Origin of the sequence: Collinsella sp. AF31-11 (assembly GCF_003475605.1) — a bacterium.
GTDB lineage: Bacteria > Actinomycetota > Coriobacteriia > Coriobacteriales > Coriobacteriaceae > Collinsella.
Genome location: NZ_QRQS01000014.1, coordinates 32,872 through 50,708, shown reverse-complemented (window position 1 = coordinate 50,708; position 17,837 = coordinate 32,872). Strand labels below are relative to the sequence as shown.

The 17,837-nt window shown below is 60.1% G+C and carries 15 protein-coding genes; all 15 read left to right on the top strand.

Annotated features, from left to right (window positions below):
• The first annotated feature begins 130 nt into the window (after nucleotides 1-130).
• Nucleotides 131-280, top strand: a complete 150-nt coding sequence (locus tag DWZ22_RS10245) for a hypothetical protein (protein ID WP_158573322.1) — start codon at nucleotides 131-133, stop codon at nucleotides 278-280.
• Nucleotides 281-458: 178 nt separating this feature from the next.
• Complete coding sequence (locus DWZ22_RS09150; RefSeq protein WP_118405967.1) at nucleotides 459-2,120, top strand: CTP synthase; 1,662 nt, start codon at nucleotides 459-461, stop codon at nucleotides 2,118-2,120.
• A gap of 2 nt (nucleotides 2,121-2,122) precedes the next feature.
• Nucleotides 2,123-3,064: a site-specific tyrosine recombinase XerD gene (gene xerD, locus DWZ22_RS09145; protein ID WP_199412325.1), complete on the top strand. Its 942-nt coding sequence runs from the start codon at nucleotides 2,123-2,125 to the stop codon at nucleotides 3,062-3,064.
• A 462-nt stretch (nucleotides 3,065-3,526) separates the two neighbouring features.
• On the top strand, nucleotides 3,527-3,961 hold the full coding sequence (locus tag DWZ22_RS09140) for a division/cell wall cluster transcriptional repressor MraZ (RefSeq protein WP_006234269.1): 435 nt from the start codon (nucleotides 3,527-3,529) through the stop codon (nucleotides 3,959-3,961).
• 20 nt (nucleotides 3,962-3,981) lie between these two features.
• Complete coding sequence (rsmH, locus tag DWZ22_RS09135) at nucleotides 3,982-4,947, top strand: 16S rRNA (cytosine(1402)-N(4))-methyltransferase RsmH (RefSeq protein ID WP_006234266.1); 966 nt, start codon at nucleotides 3,982-3,984, stop codon at nucleotides 4,945-4,947.
• 90 nt (nucleotides 4,948-5,037) lie between these two features.
• Nucleotides 5,038-5,508: a hypothetical protein gene (locus DWZ22_RS09130; protein ID WP_022094483.1), complete on the top strand. Its 471-nt coding sequence runs from the start codon at nucleotides 5,038-5,040 to the stop codon at nucleotides 5,506-5,508.
• A 182-nt stretch (nucleotides 5,509-5,690) separates the two neighbouring features.
• Entirely contained in the window at nucleotides 5,691-7,391 is a 1,701-nt protein-coding gene (locus tag DWZ22_RS09125; protein ID WP_369833971.1) for a peptidoglycan D,D-transpeptidase FtsI family protein, read from the top strand.
• A 127-nt stretch (nucleotides 7,392-7,518) separates the two neighbouring features.
• Complete coding sequence (gene murF / locus DWZ22_RS09120; protein ID WP_118405965.1) at nucleotides 7,519-8,943, top strand: UDP-N-acetylmuramoyl-tripeptide--D-alanyl-D-alanine ligase; 1,425 nt, start codon at nucleotides 7,519-7,521, stop codon at nucleotides 8,941-8,943.
• A gap of 3 nt (nucleotides 8,944-8,946) precedes the next feature.
• Nucleotides 8,947-9,966, top strand: a complete 1,020-nt coding sequence (gene mraY / locus DWZ22_RS09115; RefSeq protein WP_118405964.1) for a phospho-N-acetylmuramoyl-pentapeptide-transferase — start codon at nucleotides 8,947-8,949, stop codon at nucleotides 9,964-9,966.
• A 9-nt stretch (nucleotides 9,967-9,975) separates the two neighbouring features.
• A complete protein-coding gene (gene murD / locus DWZ22_RS09110; protein WP_118405963.1) occupies nucleotides 9,976-11,409 on the top strand; it encodes a UDP-N-acetylmuramoyl-L-alanine--D-glutamate ligase in 1,434 nt (477 codons plus the stop codon).
• Between the two features lie 167 nt (nucleotides 11,410-11,576).
• Nucleotides 11,577-12,938: a putative lipid II flippase FtsW gene (gene ftsW / locus DWZ22_RS09105; protein WP_158573321.1), complete on the top strand. Its 1,362-nt coding sequence runs from the start codon at nucleotides 11,577-11,579 to the stop codon at nucleotides 12,936-12,938.
• The gene (murG, locus tag DWZ22_RS09100; protein WP_118405961.1) at nucleotides 12,928-14,043 is read left to right on the top strand and encodes an undecaprenyldiphospho-muramoylpentapeptide beta-N-acetylglucosaminyltransferase; all 1,116 of its coding nucleotides are present in this window, start codon (nucleotides 12,928-12,930) and stop codon (nucleotides 14,041-14,043) included. Before ftsW ends, murG begins: the two co-directional genes overlap by 11 nt.
• A gap of 97 nt (nucleotides 14,044-14,140) precedes the next feature.
• Nucleotides 14,141-15,559: a UDP-N-acetylmuramate--L-alanine ligase gene (murC, locus tag DWZ22_RS09095; RefSeq protein WP_118405960.1), complete on the top strand. Its 1,419-nt coding sequence runs from the start codon at nucleotides 14,141-14,143 to the stop codon at nucleotides 15,557-15,559.
• A gap of 5 nt (nucleotides 15,560-15,564) precedes the next feature.
• Nucleotides 15,565-16,476 (top strand): UDP-N-acetylmuramate dehydrogenase, encoded by a 912-nt coding sequence (gene murB / locus DWZ22_RS09090; protein WP_006234257.1) that lies wholly within the window; start codon nucleotides 15,565-15,567, stop codon nucleotides 16,474-16,476.
• Nucleotides 16,433-17,689: a cell division protein FtsQ/DivIB gene (locus DWZ22_RS09085; RefSeq protein WP_233546485.1), complete on the top strand. Its 1,257-nt coding sequence runs from the start codon at nucleotides 16,433-16,435 to the stop codon at nucleotides 17,687-17,689. The genes murB and DWZ22_RS09085 overlap by 44 nt, the downstream gene beginning before the upstream one ends.
• Nucleotides 17,690-17,837 lie beyond the last annotated feature (148 nt).

Genomic DNA, 17,837 nt, shown 5'->3' with positions numbered 1-17,837 from the left:
GCCGACTATATTTGGCTAAATTTTTCCGACACTAACACCGTATGGTTTCTCGCGCAAAACGCTTGCCGAGTGCGTGGGGGTTTCGCCGTATCGTGCCCGCGCCGCAATCGATCGCTTGGATTCCGAAGGCATGATTGATGTCGTCTCGCGTTATAGCGACGACGGCGGTCAGCTTGCAAATGGAATTTGCCTCACCGAACGTGGCGAGTGGTATCTTGAGGGCGTCCGTGCCGGTATGCTCGTTCAAGAAATGCTTGAGGACGAGGTTGCTGATCGATAGCAGCGTGTAGCCCTTGCCATAGCGACGCTGCCTGGGACACCGGGCGGCGTTTTGTTTCAAGACTGAGAAATGCAATCGCACGCGAGAAAAATTGCGAACGGTCCGCGGCGCGAGTATTACAATGAAGACCCGTAAGATGTGGATAAACAACTTCTACGGGAAGCGCAGGTAACTCAATATGACCAAGCATGTGTTCGTAACCGGTGGCGTGGTTTCGTCCCTGGGCAAGGGTATTACCGCGGCCTCGCTGGGCCGTCTGCTCAAGTCGCGTGGCTACAAAGTAACGATGCAAAAGGCCGACCCGTATCTGAACGTCGACCCCGGTACCATGAGCCCCTTCCAGCATGGTGAGGTCTTCGTGACCGAGGACGGTTACGAGTCCGACCTGGACCTGGGTCATTACGAGCGCTTTATTGATGAGAACCTGACCCGCGATTCCAACTTTACGACCGGTGCCATCTACAAAAGCCTAATCGCCCGCGAGCGTCGCGGCGACTTTTTGGGCGGTACCGTGCAGGTGATTCCTCACGTCACCAATGCCATTAAGGACAAGTTTCGCCGCATCGAGGAGCAGACCGGCTCCGATGTAGTCATCACCGAGCTGGGCGGCACGATCGGCGACATCGAGTCCCAACCGTTTGTCGAGGCCATCCGTCAGTACCGCAAGGAGGCCGGCCCCGAGAACGTCTGCTACATCCACGTGTCGCTCGTTCCCTATATTGCCGCCGCCCACGAGGTCAAGACCAAGCCCACACAGCACTCCGTCAAAGAGCTCCGCAGCTTTGGTATCCAGCCCGACATCATCGTGCTACGCTCCGATCACCATATTGACGATGCCATCCGCGGCAAGATCGCGAGTTTCTGTGACGTCGACACCGACTGCGTCTTTACCAACGAGGACTGCGCGAGCATCTACGACGTGCCGCAGCTGCTTGCCGAGCAGGACTTTGACCTGCGCATTTGCGAGCGTCTGGGTCTGGATCCGCGTGAGCGCGACATGAGCGAGTGGAACGAGTTCCTGCGCAAACAGAATCACGCCAACCATCACGCTGACAAGGTAAAGATCGCCGTCGTGGGCAAGTACACGCAGCTGCCCGATGCGTACCTGTCGGTTATCGAGGCCCTGCACCATGCGGGCGTCTTCTACGATCGCCATGTGGACGTCCAGCTGGTCGACGGCGAGAGCCTCGACGAGCAGAATGTCTCCGAGGTTCTGGGCGACGCCTCGGGCATCCTGGTCCCCGGCGGCTTTGGCAAGCGCGCCCTGGAGGGCAAGATCCTCGCGGCCGAGTTTGCCCGTGAGCACAAGATTCCGTATCTGGGCATTTGCCTGGGTATGCAGGTGGCCGTGTGCGAGTTCGCCCGCAACGTCGTCGGCCTTGCCGGCGCCAGCTCCTCTGAGTTCGATCCGGACGGCCCGTTTAGCGTCATCGATCTGATGAGCTCGCAGGAGGACGTGACCGAGAAGGGCGGCACCATGCGCCTGGGCGCCTATCCGTGCAAGCTCGCCGCCGATACCCTCGCTCGCGAGGCATATGGCGAGGAGCTCGTCTACGAGCGTCACCGTCACCGCTTTGAGTTCAACAACGCCTTCCGCGACCAGCTCGAGGACGCCGGTTTGGTTATCTCGGGTCTGTCGCCCGACGAGCGCCTGGTCGAGATGGTCGAGCTGCCGCGCGACGTGCATCCGTGGTATGTGGCAACCCAGGCTCATCCCGAGTTCAAGAGCCGCCCGACCAACCCGCAGCCGCTGTTCCGCGAGTTCGTGCGCGCTTCGATCGGCCAGCACGAGGGTGTCGACCGTCTGCAGGTGACGCCCATGAACCTCGCTATGGACTAAGGGTGCCGGCGAACAAAGAACATACCGGAGCTACTCCCTCGTCGCTCGCCGTGGCGGCGGGGGAGTATCTCGATTACCTCGCGGTCGAGCGGGGTTTGGCGCGCAACACGATTGCGGCCTATCGTCGTGACCTGACGACGTACTGCGTCTATCTGGAGCGGGCGGGTATTGTGTCTTTTGAAGAGGTGACCCGTCAGGTCGTGGAGGGCTTTGTCGCCGATCGCCGCGACGGAGGCTATTCCGATGCCTCGGTGGAGCGTGCGCTTGCGGCCGTGAAGGGCCTGCATGCCTTTTTGGTGCGCGATGGGGCCGTGGCCCAAAACCCGACGGCGGCGTTGCGCCTGCCTAAAAAGGCTGAGCGTTTGCCGGAGTATCTATCGGTGGAGGATGTCTCGGCGCTGCTCGATCAAGACTTCCCCGAGGGCGAGATGGGCTTGCGCGACCATGCCATCTTGGAAGTGCTCTACGGATGCGGTTTGCGTGTGAGCGAGTTGGTGGGGCTCGATGTGGGCGATATCCATATCGACGATGGCTTTGTGCTCGTTCGCGGTAAGGGCTCAAAGGAACGCCTGTCCCCGCTGGTGGGAAGCGCGGCGCGAGCTCTGACGCTTTATGTAACTGAGGGGCGTTCTCGCTTGGCGGCCCATGCCCGCGGAACCGAGACCTCGGCGGTCTTTTTAAATAAGAACGGCCGCCGTCTGTCGCGCCAGGGCATCCATGCCATCTGTGAGCGCTATGGGCGCCAGGTGGGGCTGGTGGGGCTCCATCCCCATACGCTGCGTCACTCCTTTGCCACCCATATGCTTGCGGGCGGCGCAGACCTCCGTGTGCTACAGGAGATCTTGGGACATGCCGATATATCGACCACGCAGGTCTACACGCATGTCGATCGTACGCAACTGACCGAGGTCTATCTGGCGGCGCACCCGCTGGCGCATCGTTAGCACATCGCTGACCTGCAAATTTATAGGTATTTGAGGACGGGCCCCAGATTGCCGCGGCGTGCTTTTGCGCGCGCATGGGCAATCTGGGGCCCGTCCTATTTTTCGCCACATGTCGTCGCGGTGGTGGGCCGCACGTGCCTTGGGTGGGGGAGTTTGGGGGCGATGTGAACGGCATGTAAAGGGACGCAAAAATCGCCTCAAGGTCAACTTGAAGGTTGAGGATGAACGGCGGGGTGCCACAGGTGGCATCCCGCCGTTGCTGTAAACACAACATATTGTGTTTTCGAACATATGATTGGGGGTGTTTTGCAATATATGGTGGGTGGAGTGGTGGGGCGGAGTGGGGGAAGGGGTGGGGAAAGGTGTTGAAAAATGGGGCGGTTCCCCATATTATTAATGACGTCGACAGGCGGGGTGGTTCCCCGCGTACGTGCCATCTGAGTAACCGAGGGGAGGGCGCACATGGGAATGACTGGCGCATACGAGCGCAATCTCGATGCAAAAGGCCGTCTGTCCCTGCCTGCACCCCTTCGCGAGGAGCTTGGAGAGCACGTTCGCGTGTTCAAAGCCCTGGATGTCGATGCTCTGTACGTGTTCTCTGCCGAGGCCTTCGATAAGTGGGTCGAAGGACTCTTCGCGGGTCGTGAGGGCCACGAGGGTTTTAACCCGCGCGACATCAACGACCAGAAGCTCATGAGGGCGATCAACAAGCGCACCACGTCGATGGACGTGGACAGCGCCGGTCGTATCGGTCTTTCCGAGTCTCTCCGCAAGCAGGCGAACCTCGACCGCGAGGTCACGGTTGTGGGCAACTACGACCACCTTGAGGTTTGGGATCGCGCCGCGGCCGATGAGGACGATGACGACGAGGCCCTGCTGGACCTCTTCTTCTCGTAAGGGCAAGGCACGGGTAACGGATGGAGCGTGGGATCTTGACACAAGAATATCGGCATGAACCTGTCATGCTCGGCGAAGTGCTTGAGTCGCTGCGGCTAAAGAGCGGCTCCGTTGTCTGCGATTGCACCCTTGGCGGTGCCGGCCATTCGGTAAAGATGGCTGCGCAGGTGGGGGAGACGGGCCTTTTGCTCGGCGTCGATCAGGACGACATGGCCCTCGAGGCCGCTGGCGCCCGTCTGGACCGCGAGGTTCCCGGCGTTCCGCACCAGCTGCTGAAGGGCAACTTCGGCGACTTGGACGAGCTGCTTTGCTCGGCCGAGGTGCCCGGGGTCGATGGCTTCCTGTTCGATTTGGGCGTTTCGTCACCGCAACTCGATATCCCTGGCAGGGGCTTTTCGTATAACGAGGACGCCCCATTGGACATGCGGATGGATCCGGGTAATAACACCTTAAACGCAGCTGAGGTCATCAACACCTATAACGAACACGACCTCGCCCGGATTCTACGCGTCTACGGCGAAGAGAAGTTCGCCTCGCAGATCGCGCGCGAGATCGTGCGCCGCCGCGAGCAAGAACCGATCGAAACCACCGGCCAATTTGTCGAGATCATCAAGGCGGGTATCCCGGCTGCCGCTCGTCGGCATGGCGGACACCCGGCCAAGAAAAGTTTCCAGGCCATTCGCATCGAGGTCAATCACGAACTCGATGTGCTCGAACGAGGGCTTGATGCCGCCACCAGGTGGCTCAACCCGGGCGGACGTATCTGCGTCATCTCGTATCACTCGCTCGAGGACCGTATCGTAAAGAACCACTTTAAGGAGATGAGCCAGGGGTGCACGTGTCCGCCGGAGATTCCGGTGTGCGTGTGCGGCAACGTGCCGATACTCAAGGTCATCACCCGCAAACCCTTGGTTGCCCAGCCTGATGAGGTTGAGCGCAACCCTCGGGCGAGATCAGCCAAAATCCGCGTGGCGCAGCGTCTGTAGGCGCGACCGCGCGATATTGGACCTCCCGCTCGCACCATAAACGAAGCTTAAACACACTACCAACGTACTCGGGATGGGAGGCGGCATATCATGGGCTACAACACTTCAAGCGCAGCACTTGCCTATGATATGAACGCCATGCCCGCCTATCGTGAGACACCGCAGGCCCCCGTTGCTCCCCGTGAGCAGCGCACGCCGCGCTTTGATGTCTACACGGGCGCGGGCCGTCAGGCAAACCAGGCGGTAAGCCCGGTTTTCATGAGCGTTCTTAAAACGTTTTGCATCATTGCGGCTATCTTCATGACGATCGGCGTCGCCCGCGTGGCGCTCGCCGGCGTTACGGCCCAGGTGCTCAACAGCAACGCCGAGCTAACCAACACGCTCGAAAAGGCGACCGATGAGAGCTCCGACCTGGAGGTCATGCATTCGGTCTATGGCGCCGACACGCGCATTCGCGACCTTGCGGGCGCTTATGGCATGGTGGAGCCCAGCGAGAGCGTTACACTTGACTTTTCGCAGGATGCAGCCGCGGGCGCCAACGCGACCGCGACCGCTCAGTAGCAAGACGGTAGCTGAGTATGACAAATGACTATCGCCGCGGTTCCGATGGGGGCCGCGGTTCTGGACGTCCCTCGTCGCGGGGACGTTCTGGTTATCAAGGAACGGGTCGGCAATCTTACAACGCCGGGCGGTCCCGTGGCAACGACCCGGCGTCGCGACTTCGCGGCTCGGGCGGCCCTCAAGTGCATAACACCAGGTCGCGCAAGAGTTCGTCGACCGAATGGCTCACAGGCACGCCGCTGCCTCGCCGCAAAGCCGTCATGGGATTCATTGGGCTTGGCTTGGGCTTGGGCGTCTTTCGCCTTGCCGACTATCAAATTGTCGAAGCCGATAAACTGCGCGAGCGTGCCGATGCGCGGCGCCTGCTTGCGCAGACCCTCTATGCCAAACGTGGCACCATCTACGACCGCAACGGTAACGTGCTGGCGTCGTCGGTCGAATGTCGCAACATCGCCGTGAACCCGCAGCTTGTCGAGGATGTTGACAAGACGGTGTCGGCGCTGGTCAAGGCAACTGGAATCGATAAAATGACCTGCCGTAAGCTCGTCGAGTCCGATGGAACCTGGGTGTATATCAAGCGCCAGGTGGACGAAGACGATGCTGCGGCGCTGGAGAAGAAGAACCTGCCCGGCGTGCTTTTTGAGCAGGCCATGAAGCGCGTATATCCATACGGCAATCTGGCATCGCAGGTGCTGGGTGTAGTGAATGTAGACAACGACGGCTTGACGGGTCTCGAAAAGCAATACAACAAGCTTCTGACCGGCACGAACGGTTCTCTCGTACGCGAGCGCGCGAGGGACGGCAGCTATATCGCGGGCGGTGCCTATAAAAAGGTGGCTGCGGTCGACGGCGTTGATATCGTGACGACGCTCGATGTCAATATCCAGCGTACGGCTGAGGACGCTCTGGCAGAGGCTGTCGAGAAGACAAAGGCCAAGAACGGCTCGGCTTTGGTCACCGACCCCACGACCGGCGAAATTCTCGCCGCCTGCTCGTATCCGACCTACGACCAGACCGATTTGGAAAACGCCAAGACCGAGGATATGAACCTGCGCCTGGTAACCGACGCCTACGAGCCCGGCTCGGTCTTTAAGACACTCGTGGCGGGCGCCGGCTTCGACTTGGGCGTAGTGCGATCGAGTACGTCGTTTGAGGTGCCGGCGAGTATCAAGGTGGGCGACGATACCGTCACCGATGCCGACAAGCGCGACTATGCCATGACCATGGATGTGCGCGAGATGATGCGCCGTTCGTCCAACGTGGGCTTTGTCCTGGTGGGGCGCAAAATCGGTGCCGACGACTTTGCCGCCTATGTGGACAAGTGGGGCATCGGTCACAGCTCGGGTGTCGATTTTCCGGGCGAGAGCCTGGGTATCGTCAAGGAGCGTGACCAGTATGACGGCGCCACGCTGGGCTCGATGAGCTTTGGGCAGGCGCTGTCTGTCTCGCCGATTGAGATCGCACGTGCCGTGGGCGGCATCGCCAACGGCGGCGTGATGATGACCCCACACTTCTATAAGTCCAGCAAAGGCGACGAGAAGGACTGGGGCGAAGGCGAGCGCGCGATTTCGGAGGACGCCGCATCGCAGGTGACATCGTGCATGCAGACGGTCGTGTCCGAGGGAACGGGCGTTGGCGGCGCGGTTGACGGCTATGACGTGGCGGGCAAGACCGGTACGGCCGAACGTGCCGACGAGAACGGCGGCTACCTCAAGGAGAACTACATGTCGTCCTTTATGGGCTTTGCGCCGGCGCAATCGCCCAAGGTGCTGTGCTATATCACGCTCGACGGAACGCCGAGCGGCTCAGATGCCGCTGCGGTGCCGTTCCAGTCCATTATGGCCAACGCGCTCGACGTGCTGGGTATCCCGCGCACGAAGTAGGGGGTTACAATCTTTGGGGCGTGGTTTGTTGTCCCATATGAGGGGTGTTCACATGCCCTGCACCACGCATGCGCGGCGCTGGGATACAATACGCCGATAGCATTATTAGGTTTACAGGGGAGCTGCAATGATAGAGATCGCCGTCAACAACCTCGCGGCCGCAACAGGGACCCGAACCGTGACGGGAGAAGTCGATCGGGTATGCCGCGGGTGTGTTATCGACTCGCGCCAGGTCGAGGAAGGGACGATTTTCGTCGCCTTTCCCGGTGAAAACGTCGACGGCAATGATTTTGCTTCCCGTGCCGTCCAGTCGGGTGCCGGCGCCGTCGTGATGACGCGCGAGCCCGAGGCCGAGCTGGTCTCGCTGGCGCAAGACAAGGGCTGTGCCATCCTGCGGACCGATGATCCCGAGGAGTTTCTGCTGCGTTTGGCGCACGCGTATCGCCTGGAGCTTGGTTGCCTGGTCGTTGGCATTACCGGTTCCATCGGCAAGACGACGACCAAGGACGTGCTCGCCGCTGTACTCGCCAAGCGCTATCGTGTCTGGGCCACCAAGGGCAATTTCAATAACCTGATCGGCATGCCGCTCACGGTGCTTTCCGCCCCGGCCGATACCGAGGTTCTGGTGCTCGAGATGGGCATGAACCATTTTCACGAGATCGAGCGCCTGTCCCAGTCCGCCAATCCCAATCTTGCCATTGTGAGCAAGATCGGTACCTCTCATATCGGTATTTTGGGCAGCCGCGAGAACATCGCCCGCGCTAAGGCCGAGATTGTCCAGGGTATGTGCGCCGCCGGCGACTATTTGCCGCTGCTGGTTTTGGGCGGCGAGGACGACTTTACGCCGTTCATTCGCGATACGTTCGCCCAGCCTGCTGGTATCGACGTGATGCTTGCCGGCGTCTCGGACGATGATGAGGTCCGCGCCCGCGACGTTCGTGTTGATGACGAGGGCCGTCCGGTCTTTACGCTCGATTTTGGCCAGGGCGAGACGATCGATACCATGCTTGCCATCCCCGGCGTGCAGTCCGTTCCTAATGCCGTTAAGGCCGCCGCGGTTGCCTATCGCCTGGGCGTGACGCCCGAGCAGATCGATGCTGCCTTTAGGGGTCTCACGATCACCGGGCACCGCCAGGAGATCAAGCGCGCCAAGAGCGGTGCACGCATCATCGATGACTCCTATAACGCTAGCGCCGAATCGATGGCTGCCGGTCTCGATCTACTGTGCTCGCTTTCGTGCACGGGGTCTCGCATGGCGATCCTGGGCGAGATGGGCGAGATGGGCGATGAGGCTCCTCGCATGCATGAGCTCGTGGGCGCCTATGCCGCCGCCAAAAAGCTCGACATGCTGGCGTGCGTGGGTGGTGAGCTGGCCCAGCTTATGGCCGATGCCGCGCGCATGATGGGCATGGACGAGGACCGCATCCAGGTGTTCTCCGATTATCAGCAGGTGCTCGACCGCATGGGCGGCGCGCTTGAAAAACATGATGTTGTACTGGTCAAGGGTTCCCGCTTTGTTGAGCTCGACCGCTTTGTGGAAGGTGTGTGCTAGCCCATGTTCGGCAATCCCTCGTATCCAACGTATCAGGCTTTTTTGGGGCTTGGCATCGCCGCCGCCATTGCGCTGCTGCTCATGCCGTGGTGGATCAAGCTGCTCAAGGTTGAGGGTATCGGCCAGCAGGTTCGTGCCGACGGCCCCAAGCGTCATTTGGTTAAGCAGGGAACGCCCACCATGGGTGGTGTTGTCATCCTCGTCGCGATCTCGCTGACCTGCCTGCTGATGGGCAAGCTCACCACCGAGCTCGTGCTCGTGCTGCTCGCCACGCTGGCGACCGGCGTGCTGGGCCTGATCGACGACCTGACCTCCGTTACGCATGGGCGCTCGCTCGGTCTGACGCCCCATGCCAAGATGATCGGCCTAACCATTATCTGTGTCACCTTTACGGTACTTGCCGTCAACTGGTGCGGCGTCGCCCCCGAGATTCGTTTTCCCGGTGGGTTGACGATCGACCTTGGCGTACTTTCGACTACCATCTGCGGCTATTCGTTCCCGTGGCTCTATATTGTCTTTTGCTGGCTGATGATTGCCGGTCTTTCTAATGCCGTGAACCTGACCGATGGCCTTGACGGTCTTGCTGGCGGTACCTCCATGATTGCCATGCTCGCCATGGCTGCCATGGCATTTTTGTACGGAGACGTGAACCTGTCCATCTTCTGCACCGCGTGTGCCGGTGCCTGCTTGGGCTTTCTGTGGTTCAACTGCTATCCGGCGAGCATCTTTATGGGCGATACCGGATCGCTTGCCCTGGGCGCCGCGTTTGCCTGCACGTCCATCATGACCAACACCGAGGTCGTCTCCCTCATCATCGGCGGCCTGTTTATCGTTGAGACCCTTTCGGTCATGATTCAGGTTGTCTACTTCCACTTTACGCACAAGCGCGTCTTCCTTATGGCGCCCATCCATCATCATTTCGAAAAGAAGGGCTGGGCCGAGACCAAGGTCGTCATCCGTTTTTGGATTATCGCTGCGGCCTTTGGTGCCGTTGGCCTTGCTCTGTTCTTCCAGTTGGGATAGTGGTCTTTCATGCCTCTTGCTGATGTCTTTAGCCTGCTCGTTTTGGGTCAGGGCAAATCCGGTCTCGATGTCGCCCGCTGGGCGCTGGCGCATCCCGAGCGCGTAAGCGCCGTTACCGTGTATGGCGGCGGCACGTCTGAGCCCAATGACGCCACGCGTGCGCTCGAGGCTGCTGGTGTGTCGTTTGTCTATGGGACCGAACAGGTCGAGGGCGCCTATGACGTATGCGTGACGTGCCCGGGCATCTCGGAGTTCTCGGGCTTCTTTAAGGCCGGGCACGAGCATGCCGCCCAGATTATGGGTGAGCCCGAGTTTGCCTATCGCCTGTCGCCCGATAACTGGATTGCCATCACGGGCACCAACGGCAAGACGACCACCACGTCGCTGACTGATTATCTGCTCAAGGCTGCCGGCGAGGCCAGCGTAGCTGTCGGCAACATCGGCGAGCCGCCGGTCAACGAGATTGACGGCCGAGCCCACAACGAGTGGTTTGTGGCTGAGCTCTCGAGCTATCAGATTGCTACGACCACCGAGCTCCACCCTCGCGTGGCGGTGCTGCTCAACATCACTCCAGACCACTTGGGCTGGCATAAGAGCCATAAGAACTACGCGCTTGCCAAGGTCAAACTGTTTGACAATATGGACGATGACGATCTGGTGGTTGTCGACGTCGAAGACGCCGGCATTCACGAGTTCGATGAGTACATCTACACGCCGGGTCGTCGCATCTGCAAGGTTGCCTTTGACGAGCCTGAGGGCGAGGATGCCTTTGACGAGCCTGAGGGCGAGGATGCCGCCTTTGTGCGCGATGGCAAGATGATCGTGCGTCTGAAGGGTGTCGAGACCCCGCTCATCGCTACATCCGAGCTCAAGATCTCGGGCCATCACAATGTTATCAATGCCCTGTGCGCTGCCACGGCTGCCTTGGCAGTCGGTGCCGATGTCGACGGTGTCTGCCGCGGTCTGGCCTCGTTCCAGCCGCTCGAGCACCGCGTGGAGCCGTGTGGCGAGATTGACGGCGTGCGCTACGTCAACGATTCCAAGGCGACTAACACCGATGCGGTCGAGAAGGCACTGACGGCATTTCCCGATGACGACGTGATCTTGCTGCTCGGCGGCCACGATAAGGGCACTCCGCTCACGGACTTCGCGCGCGTCGTTATGGACAACGTGCGCTCGGTCGTCTGCTTTGGCGATGCGCGCGAGCGCTTCACCGCCGCTATGGACGAGGCCGATGTCGATGGCGATGTGGATATCGCCCAGGCGGATGACCTGCGCGACGCCGTGGACGTTGCCCGTTCGCTTTCGAGCCGTGGTGACGTGATCTTACTTTCTCCTGCCTGCTCTTCGTTCGATGAGTTCTCGGGCTATGAGGAGCGCGGCCGCGTGTTTAAGGACTACGTGGCTCAGCTTGCCGCTACAGCGAAATCACAAATGGAATAGGGGTTGCGGTGAGAGAGGAGAGCCCCCGACAAGGTATGAGGAGGCCCGACTCGGACCGTGCTTCCTCACGTCGCACCACACCGCGTTCCAGCTGCGGCGGGCAGTCGTTTAGCGAACGCTATATTGCCGGCGTTCCCGCCCGTATCATGCGCCCCCGATTGATATTCATGGCCTGCTTGTTTACCTTGGTATGCTTTGGCCTGCTGATGGTGTACTCGGCGTCTTCGGTCGAGGCGCTGCACGAGAATGGCTCGGCGACGTTTTTTCTGGGTCGACAGGCCGCGTTTGCCGTGGTCGGTGTTCTGGCGCTGATTGCCATCGTGCGCGTTTTGCCGGACAGCTGGTTTGGGGAGGATGTGCTCAGGATCTTCCTTATCGGCATGATAGGGCTACTGCTTCTGGTGTTCTTGGTGGGCAGCGGCAGCCGCGGCGCCACGCGCTGGCTCAACATCGCCGGTATTCAGTTCCAGCCTTCCGAGTTTTTAAAGCCATTTGCCATTGCGTATTCGGCCATCATGCTCGATCGCTTCTTTTCGCCCGGTGGCAACATCAACGAATTCCTTCGCAAGATGGGCATCTGCCTGGGCATTTCGCTCTTTCTGATCTTTATCCAGCCCGATTTCGGTACTGTCCTGATCATCCTGTTGACCCTCATGTGCATGGCGTTGTTTGCGGGTCTCGACCCCAGATTTATCATCGGCGTGCTAATCTTCGGCATTCTCGTGATCGTGATTGCGCTTGTCGCAGAGCCATACCGTATGGTGCGTATTCAGGTTGCCTTGAACCCTTGGGCCGACGAGTATGGTGACGGCTATCAGGCCACGCTTGCCATCATGGCCTTTGCCTCGGGCGGTCTGTTCGGCCGTGGCATCGGCAACTCAACCATGAAGTACTCGTATCTGCCCGAGGCACACAACGACTACATCTTGGCCATCATTGGCGAGGAAGTCGGTTTTGTCGGAACCGTGCTGTTCTTCTTGGTGTTTGCGATGCTGATCTACTCGGCGTTTCGCATTGCCGAGCAGGCGACCGATCGTCGGGGCGCGCTCATGGCGTCTGGCTCCGCGGTCATTCTCGCAGTGCAGTTTTTGATTAACGCGCTGGGCATCCTCAACGTGTTTCCCATGACGGGCAAACCGTTGCCGTTTATTAGCTACGGCGGTTCGTCGATTATTGTGTCGCTCATGCTTGCCGGGTTGATCCTGCGCGTTTCGTACGAGAGCGCCCGCCGCGATGAGTATGACCGCCGCCGTGAGAGCTTTGCCGTTATGGATGAGAGTACCGCCGGCGTGCCCCACGTGCGCGGCGAGCGATCTTCGCGTAACGGTTTTACCGTCCTGGATGGCTCTGCGACCGACCCCGCAGCCCGCCCGCGTCAGCGAACGGCGCCGCAAGGTCGTCCTCAGCGCCCCACTCCTCGCAATGCGGGCGGCGGATATAATCGAATCGATTTGAACTCAGACCCGTCGGCGCGTCTGCGCACCGACGACCAGGGACCGCGTGTACGAAGGGACTACCATGACCGATAAGATGACCGTTGCTATTGCAGCCGGCGGCACGGCAGGGCACATCAACCCCGCGCTCGCCTTGGCCGAAGAGCTCCGTGACCGTGGCCACCACGTTGTGTTCGTGGGCCAGTCGCGCAAGCTCGAGGGTCGTCTGGTCCCCGAGGCTGGGTTTGATTTTGTGCCCATTACGGTCACGGGCTTCGACCGCTCCCGTCCTTGGACGGCGCTGACCTCGCTGTGGCGTGTCAACAAAGCCAAGCGTGTGCTCGCCAGTCATTTCTTAAAGGTCGGCAAGCCCGATGCCGCCATTGGTTTTGGTGCCTATGTCGAGGTTCCGCTGCTGGGGTGGTGCAAGGGCGCGGGCGTTCCGTATCTGCTGCATGAGCAGAACTCTGTTCCGGGCCTGGCCAACAAGATGATGAACTCCCACGCCGCCCGCGTGTGCATCTCGGTGCCGGCATCGCGCGCGGTCTTTGAGCGCGAAGGCGACCCTGACCATGTGCTCATGACCGGCAACCCCGTACGTCGCTCGGTGATCGAGGGCGATCGCGCTCGCGGCCGCAAGGCACTTGGCGTTCCCGAGGACGCTACGCTGCTGCTCGTCTTTGGCGGTTCACTTGGCGCCCAGCACCTCAACGAGCGCGTGGTTTCGCTCAAAAACGAGCTGCTTTCGCGCAAGAACCTCTATGTGTTGCATTCGACGGGTGCCGACGGCTTTGAGGAGACCGAGCGCGCTTTGGCGCTGACGCCCGAGGAAGCGAAGCGTTACCGCGTCCAGCCTTACATCGACAACATGGGCGATATGCTGGCTTCTGCCGATTTGGCGCTCTCGCGTTCGGGCGCATCGAGCGTGGCCGAGATCGCTGCGCTTGCCGTGCCCTCGGTGCTCGTGCCGTATCCGCATGCGACGGCCGACCACCAAACCACCAATGCCCGTTATCTGGTCGACGCCGGGGCCGGCGTACTTTGCGCCGATGCCGATATCGACGGTTCTGCCTTTGCCGATGAGCTGCTGCACCTGGTCGATGATGCGTCGGCGCGCGACGCCATGCGTCAGGCGGCGCGTGGTCTGGCTCAGGATAGGGCCGCCGCTCTTCTGGCGGATGCGGTAGAGGGTTTGCGTTAGTTAGACGGGATATCGTCGGTCGCCCTCGCGCTGATGCGGTAGGTGCGGTACAGTTAACGGGTTACAGGCAGTGTTTACGCAAGGAGTACACGAGCACATGGCTGATTCCCAGACTGCAACCTCCGCGCCCAAGTTTAAGAGCGCCCACTTTATCGGTATCGGCGGCGCCGGCATGAGCGGCATCGCCCTCGTTCTGCACGAGCGCGGTTATGCCGTTACCGGCTCTGACCTTAAGACGTCACGTTATATCCGCCAGCTTACCCGCGCTGGCGTGAAGGTGCATGTGGGCCATGAGGCCGCCACGATCGACGAGGTCAAGCCCGACGTGGTTGTTGTCTCCACCGCTATTCCGGAGTCCAACCCTGAACTTGTGCGCGCTCGCGAGCTTGGTATTCCCGTGTGGCCCCGTGCCAAGATGCTCTCTGCTTTGGGCCACGGCTACACCACCGTCGCTGTTGCCGGCACGCATGGCAAGACCACCACGTCTTCGATGTGCGCCACCATGCTCGACCGCATGGGTCTGGATCCGAGCTTCTTGATCGGCGGCATCGTCGAGGGCTATGACACGAACGGCAAGAACGGCTCGGGCGACTACTTTGTCGCCGAGGCCGACGAGTCCGACAGCTCCTTCCTGTTCCTGAACCCCAACGTGGTCATTGTGACCAACGTCGAGGCCGACCACCTCGATCACTACTCGGGTATCGAGGAGATCGAGGCAACTTTCGCCAAATTCATGAGCCTGGTGGGCGAGGACGGCACCGTCATCGTCTGCGGTGAGGATCCGCATCTGGTCGAGCTCGCCAAGTCGACGGGCCGTCACGTGCTTTCCTACGGCTTTGCCGAGAGCAACGATGTCGTCTGCGTGCATCCGGATGTCAAGGGCATCCAGAGTGACTTTATCGTTCGCTTTGAGGACGGCACTGAGCACGCTGTGGAGATCAAGAGCAATCCCGGTCGCCACAACATGCTCAACGCCACGGCGGTGCTCACCGTCGCCCATGTCCTGGGCCTTGACATCGACGCCGCCGCCAAGGCGCTCTCGAGCTTTGAGGGCGTCCGCCGTCGTTTTACCCACGTGGGCGATATCGATGGCATCACCGTGGTCGATGATTACGGCCATCACCCCACTGAGATCAAGGCGACGCTTGCTGCCGCTTCGTCGCTGGGCTACAAGCACGTCGACGTCGTATTCCAGCCGCACCGCTATTCGCGCCTGCAGGCCCTGTGCGACGACTTTGCCGATGCATTTGCCAATGCCGATAAACTGCTGCTGATCGATGTGTTCTCGGCTGGCGAGATGCCCATTCCGGGTGTCACCTCTAAGATGCTCGCCGATACCGTGCGCGCCAAGCATTCTGGCAAGGAGGTCGTGTACTGCTCCAGCCGTCTTGAGCTCAATCAGGAGCTCGAGCAGATGGTGGGCGAGGGCGACCTGCTGCTCACCATGGGTGCCGGTGACGTTACGACCGTCGGTCCCGAGTTCATCGAGTATCTGACTGCCAAGAAAGACGCTTAAATCAAATGGGTCTGTTTAACGCCGTCATGGCGCTCTCGGGCATGATCGACACGGATGTGATCGAGGACGAGCGCCTTGCGCGTCATACGAGCTATCGTATCGGCGGCAAGGCCGACCTCTTCGTGACGTGCCATAGCTATCATGCCCTCCGCCGCGCCGTGGCGGTGCTCGATCGCGAGCAGGTGCCGTGGGTCATCATCGGCAAGGGCTCCAATCTGCTGGTTGCCGATGGTGGTTATCGCGGTGCTGTCATTTCGCTCGGACGTGAGTTTCAGCGCACGGTTGTTGCCGATGACGGCTGTACGCTGACGGTCGGTGCGGGCGTGATGTTTGCGCGCCTGGTCAACGATGCCCTGTCGCGTAGCCTCTCGGGCCTTGAGTTTGCCGTTGGCATCCCTGGTTCGGTCGGCGGTGCGATATCTATGAATGCCGGCACACGGACCGAGTGGATTGGCTCGCTGGTCGAGGATGTCGTAACGTTTGACCCGGCATCCGGTATCAAGCATTATGCGGGGTCCGAGATCACTTGGGGCTACCGCGAATGTAGCCTTCCCCGCAATGAGATTATCCTCGAGTGCGTGCTCAAGCTTAAACCGGCGCCCAAGGCCGACATTCGCGAGCGCATGGAGCGGTACCTGACGAGGCGCAAGCGTACACAGCCCATGGGTCGCGCATCCTGCGGGTCGGTCTTTCGCAACCCGCCCGATGCGAGTGTGGGCAAGCTTATCGAGGATTGTGGATTAAAGGGTTTTTCGATTGGCGGCGCGGAAGTTTCGCCCGTTCACGCTAATTTTATCGTTAATAACGGAACTGCCTCGGCCGATGACGTTGCCGCGGTTATCAGACATGTGCACGGAAAGGTGAGGGAGGCGTATGGCATCGAGCTCAGACCGGAAGTTAAATTCCTCGGCTTCTAGAGCATCGAAACCCACCTTCCGCCGCGCCGGAGGGCGTTCCGGCGCGCCTGCCAAACCTCAACGCAATACCGTCGCGCACTCTAAGTCTGTCGGGCATGCTCGACAGACCAGTCGTCCGGTCGTCGGCTCGCAGCTCGGTAATCGTCCGGCCGCAAAAAAGTCCTCGCGTCCCTCGGTGACGTCAAAGCCTGTTATGGGCGCCAAGCCTGCCCGTCCCATGGCAGCTCCTAAGCCCTCGACGGGAACTAAAGCGGCGCGTCCGGGTCGCATGCTAGGCGCATCGAAACCGCGCTCGCTGACATCGGTGTCGGCTACCGCCGAGAAGCCTTCGGGTAAAAAAGGCGTCAACCCGTTGTCTTCACTTGGGGCGATGGCAAATAAAACATCAGACGCCGCTTCTGTCGTTGCAGGCAAAGGCAAAATCCTGGGCGGCGTTCTAGCCGTCTTGGCCGTGCTCGTCGTCGTTGCCATCGTGGTGATCAACTCTGGATTGTTTACCGCCACTGATATTCAGATTCAAGGCAGCGAGCATGTGACGAAGCACGATGCTGTCCAGCTGATCGATTTGCCCGAGGGAACGTCGCTTTTTAACGTCAATCCCGACCAGATTACCGAGGACCTCAAGCAGAACCCGTGGGTCTCGGGCGTGGATGTCCAGCGTCAGTTCCCGCATACGCTCATCATTACGCCGATGGAGCGCAAGGTCATCGCAATTGCCTATATCAGCTCCGATGACCTTGCCTGGGCCATCGGTGATGATGACACCTGGATCGCCCCGCTGTCGACGTCGGTCGAAGTGGACGACCAGGGCAACGTCATCACGACAGGGCAGGGCTCAAATACCCTGACCGGCATTGATGCCGCACTGGCGCTCGCTAAACACTATGGCGCGGTGTTGCTGACTGATGTCTCGGCGGATGTCGCTCCGGTTTCCGGCCAGGCGGTGAGCTCCAAGGCCGTTAAGGCTGGCTTGGATTATGTGCGTGGTTTTTCGAGCGAGTTCTTGGGACAAGTCAAGGATATTTCCACGCCTTCGGTCGAAGCCATCTCGGCAAACCTCAATAACGGCATTGAGGTGTCGCTGGGCGATTCGGACGATATCGCCAAGAAAGAACGCGTAGTCACTAAGTTGCTTTCGCAGGTAGAGGGCGTAACGTATATCAATGTGCGCTCTCCGGGCAACTACACATTCAGGAACGCTCCGACCTCGTAGCGCTGGTTGATGCTTTGTTGAGGGGCCATACCACGCCGTTTATCTGGTTTGTTTGGTTTTCACGGTCAATTATTTGACTGATACGTTCATAATGTGCAAACATAATACGGTTTACCTTTGCATTTACTTTCAACCTGAAGGTTAATGT

Excerpts from the sequence above, each read along its gene's own strand:
- murB (WP_006234257.1), top strand. The coding sequence starts at position 15,565 with ATGGGTCTGTTTAACGCCGTCATGGCGCTCTCGGGCATGATCGACACG.
- DWZ22_RS09130 (WP_022094483.1), top strand. The coding sequence starts at position 5,038 with ATGGGCTACAACACTTCAAGCGCAGCACTTGCCTATGATATGAACGCC.
- murF (WP_118405965.1), top strand. The coding sequence starts at position 7,519 with ATGATAGAGATCGCCGTCAACAACCTCGCGGCCGCAACAGGGACCCGA.
- DWZ22_RS09150 (WP_118405967.1), top strand. The coding sequence starts at position 459 with ATGACCAAGCATGTGTTCGTAACCGGTGGCGTGGTTTCGTCCCTGGGC.
- mraY (WP_118405964.1), top strand. The coding sequence starts at position 8,947 with ATGTTCGGCAATCCCTCGTATCCAACGTATCAGGCTTTTTTGGGGCTT.
- rsmH (WP_006234266.1), top strand. The coding sequence starts at position 3,982 with ATGGAGCGTGGGATCTTGACACAAGAATATCGGCATGAACCTGTCATG.
- murC (WP_118405960.1), top strand. The coding sequence starts at position 14,141 with ATGGCTGATTCCCAGACTGCAACCTCCGCGCCCAAGTTTAAGAGCGCC.
- murD (WP_118405963.1), top strand. The coding sequence starts at position 9,976 with ATGCCTCTTGCTGATGTCTTTAGCCTGCTCGTTTTGGGTCAGGGCAAA.
- murG (WP_118405961.1), top strand. The coding sequence starts at position 12,928 with ATGACCGATAAGATGACCGTTGCTATTGCAGCCGGCGGCACGGCAGGG.
- DWZ22_RS09140 (WP_006234269.1), top strand. The coding sequence starts at position 3,527 with ATGGGAATGACTGGCGCATACGAGCGCAATCTCGATGCAAAAGGCCGT.
- DWZ22_RS10245 (WP_158573322.1), top strand. The coding sequence starts at position 131 with ATGATTGATGTCGTCTCGCGTTATAGCGACGACGGCGGTCAGCTTGCA.
- ftsW (WP_158573321.1), top strand. The coding sequence starts at position 11,577 with ATGGCCTGCTTGTTTACCTTGGTATGCTTTGGCCTGCTGATGGTGTAC.
- DWZ22_RS09085 (WP_233546485.1), top strand. The coding sequence starts at position 16,433 with ATGGCATCGAGCTCAGACCGGAAGTTAAATTCCTCGGCTTCTAGAGCA.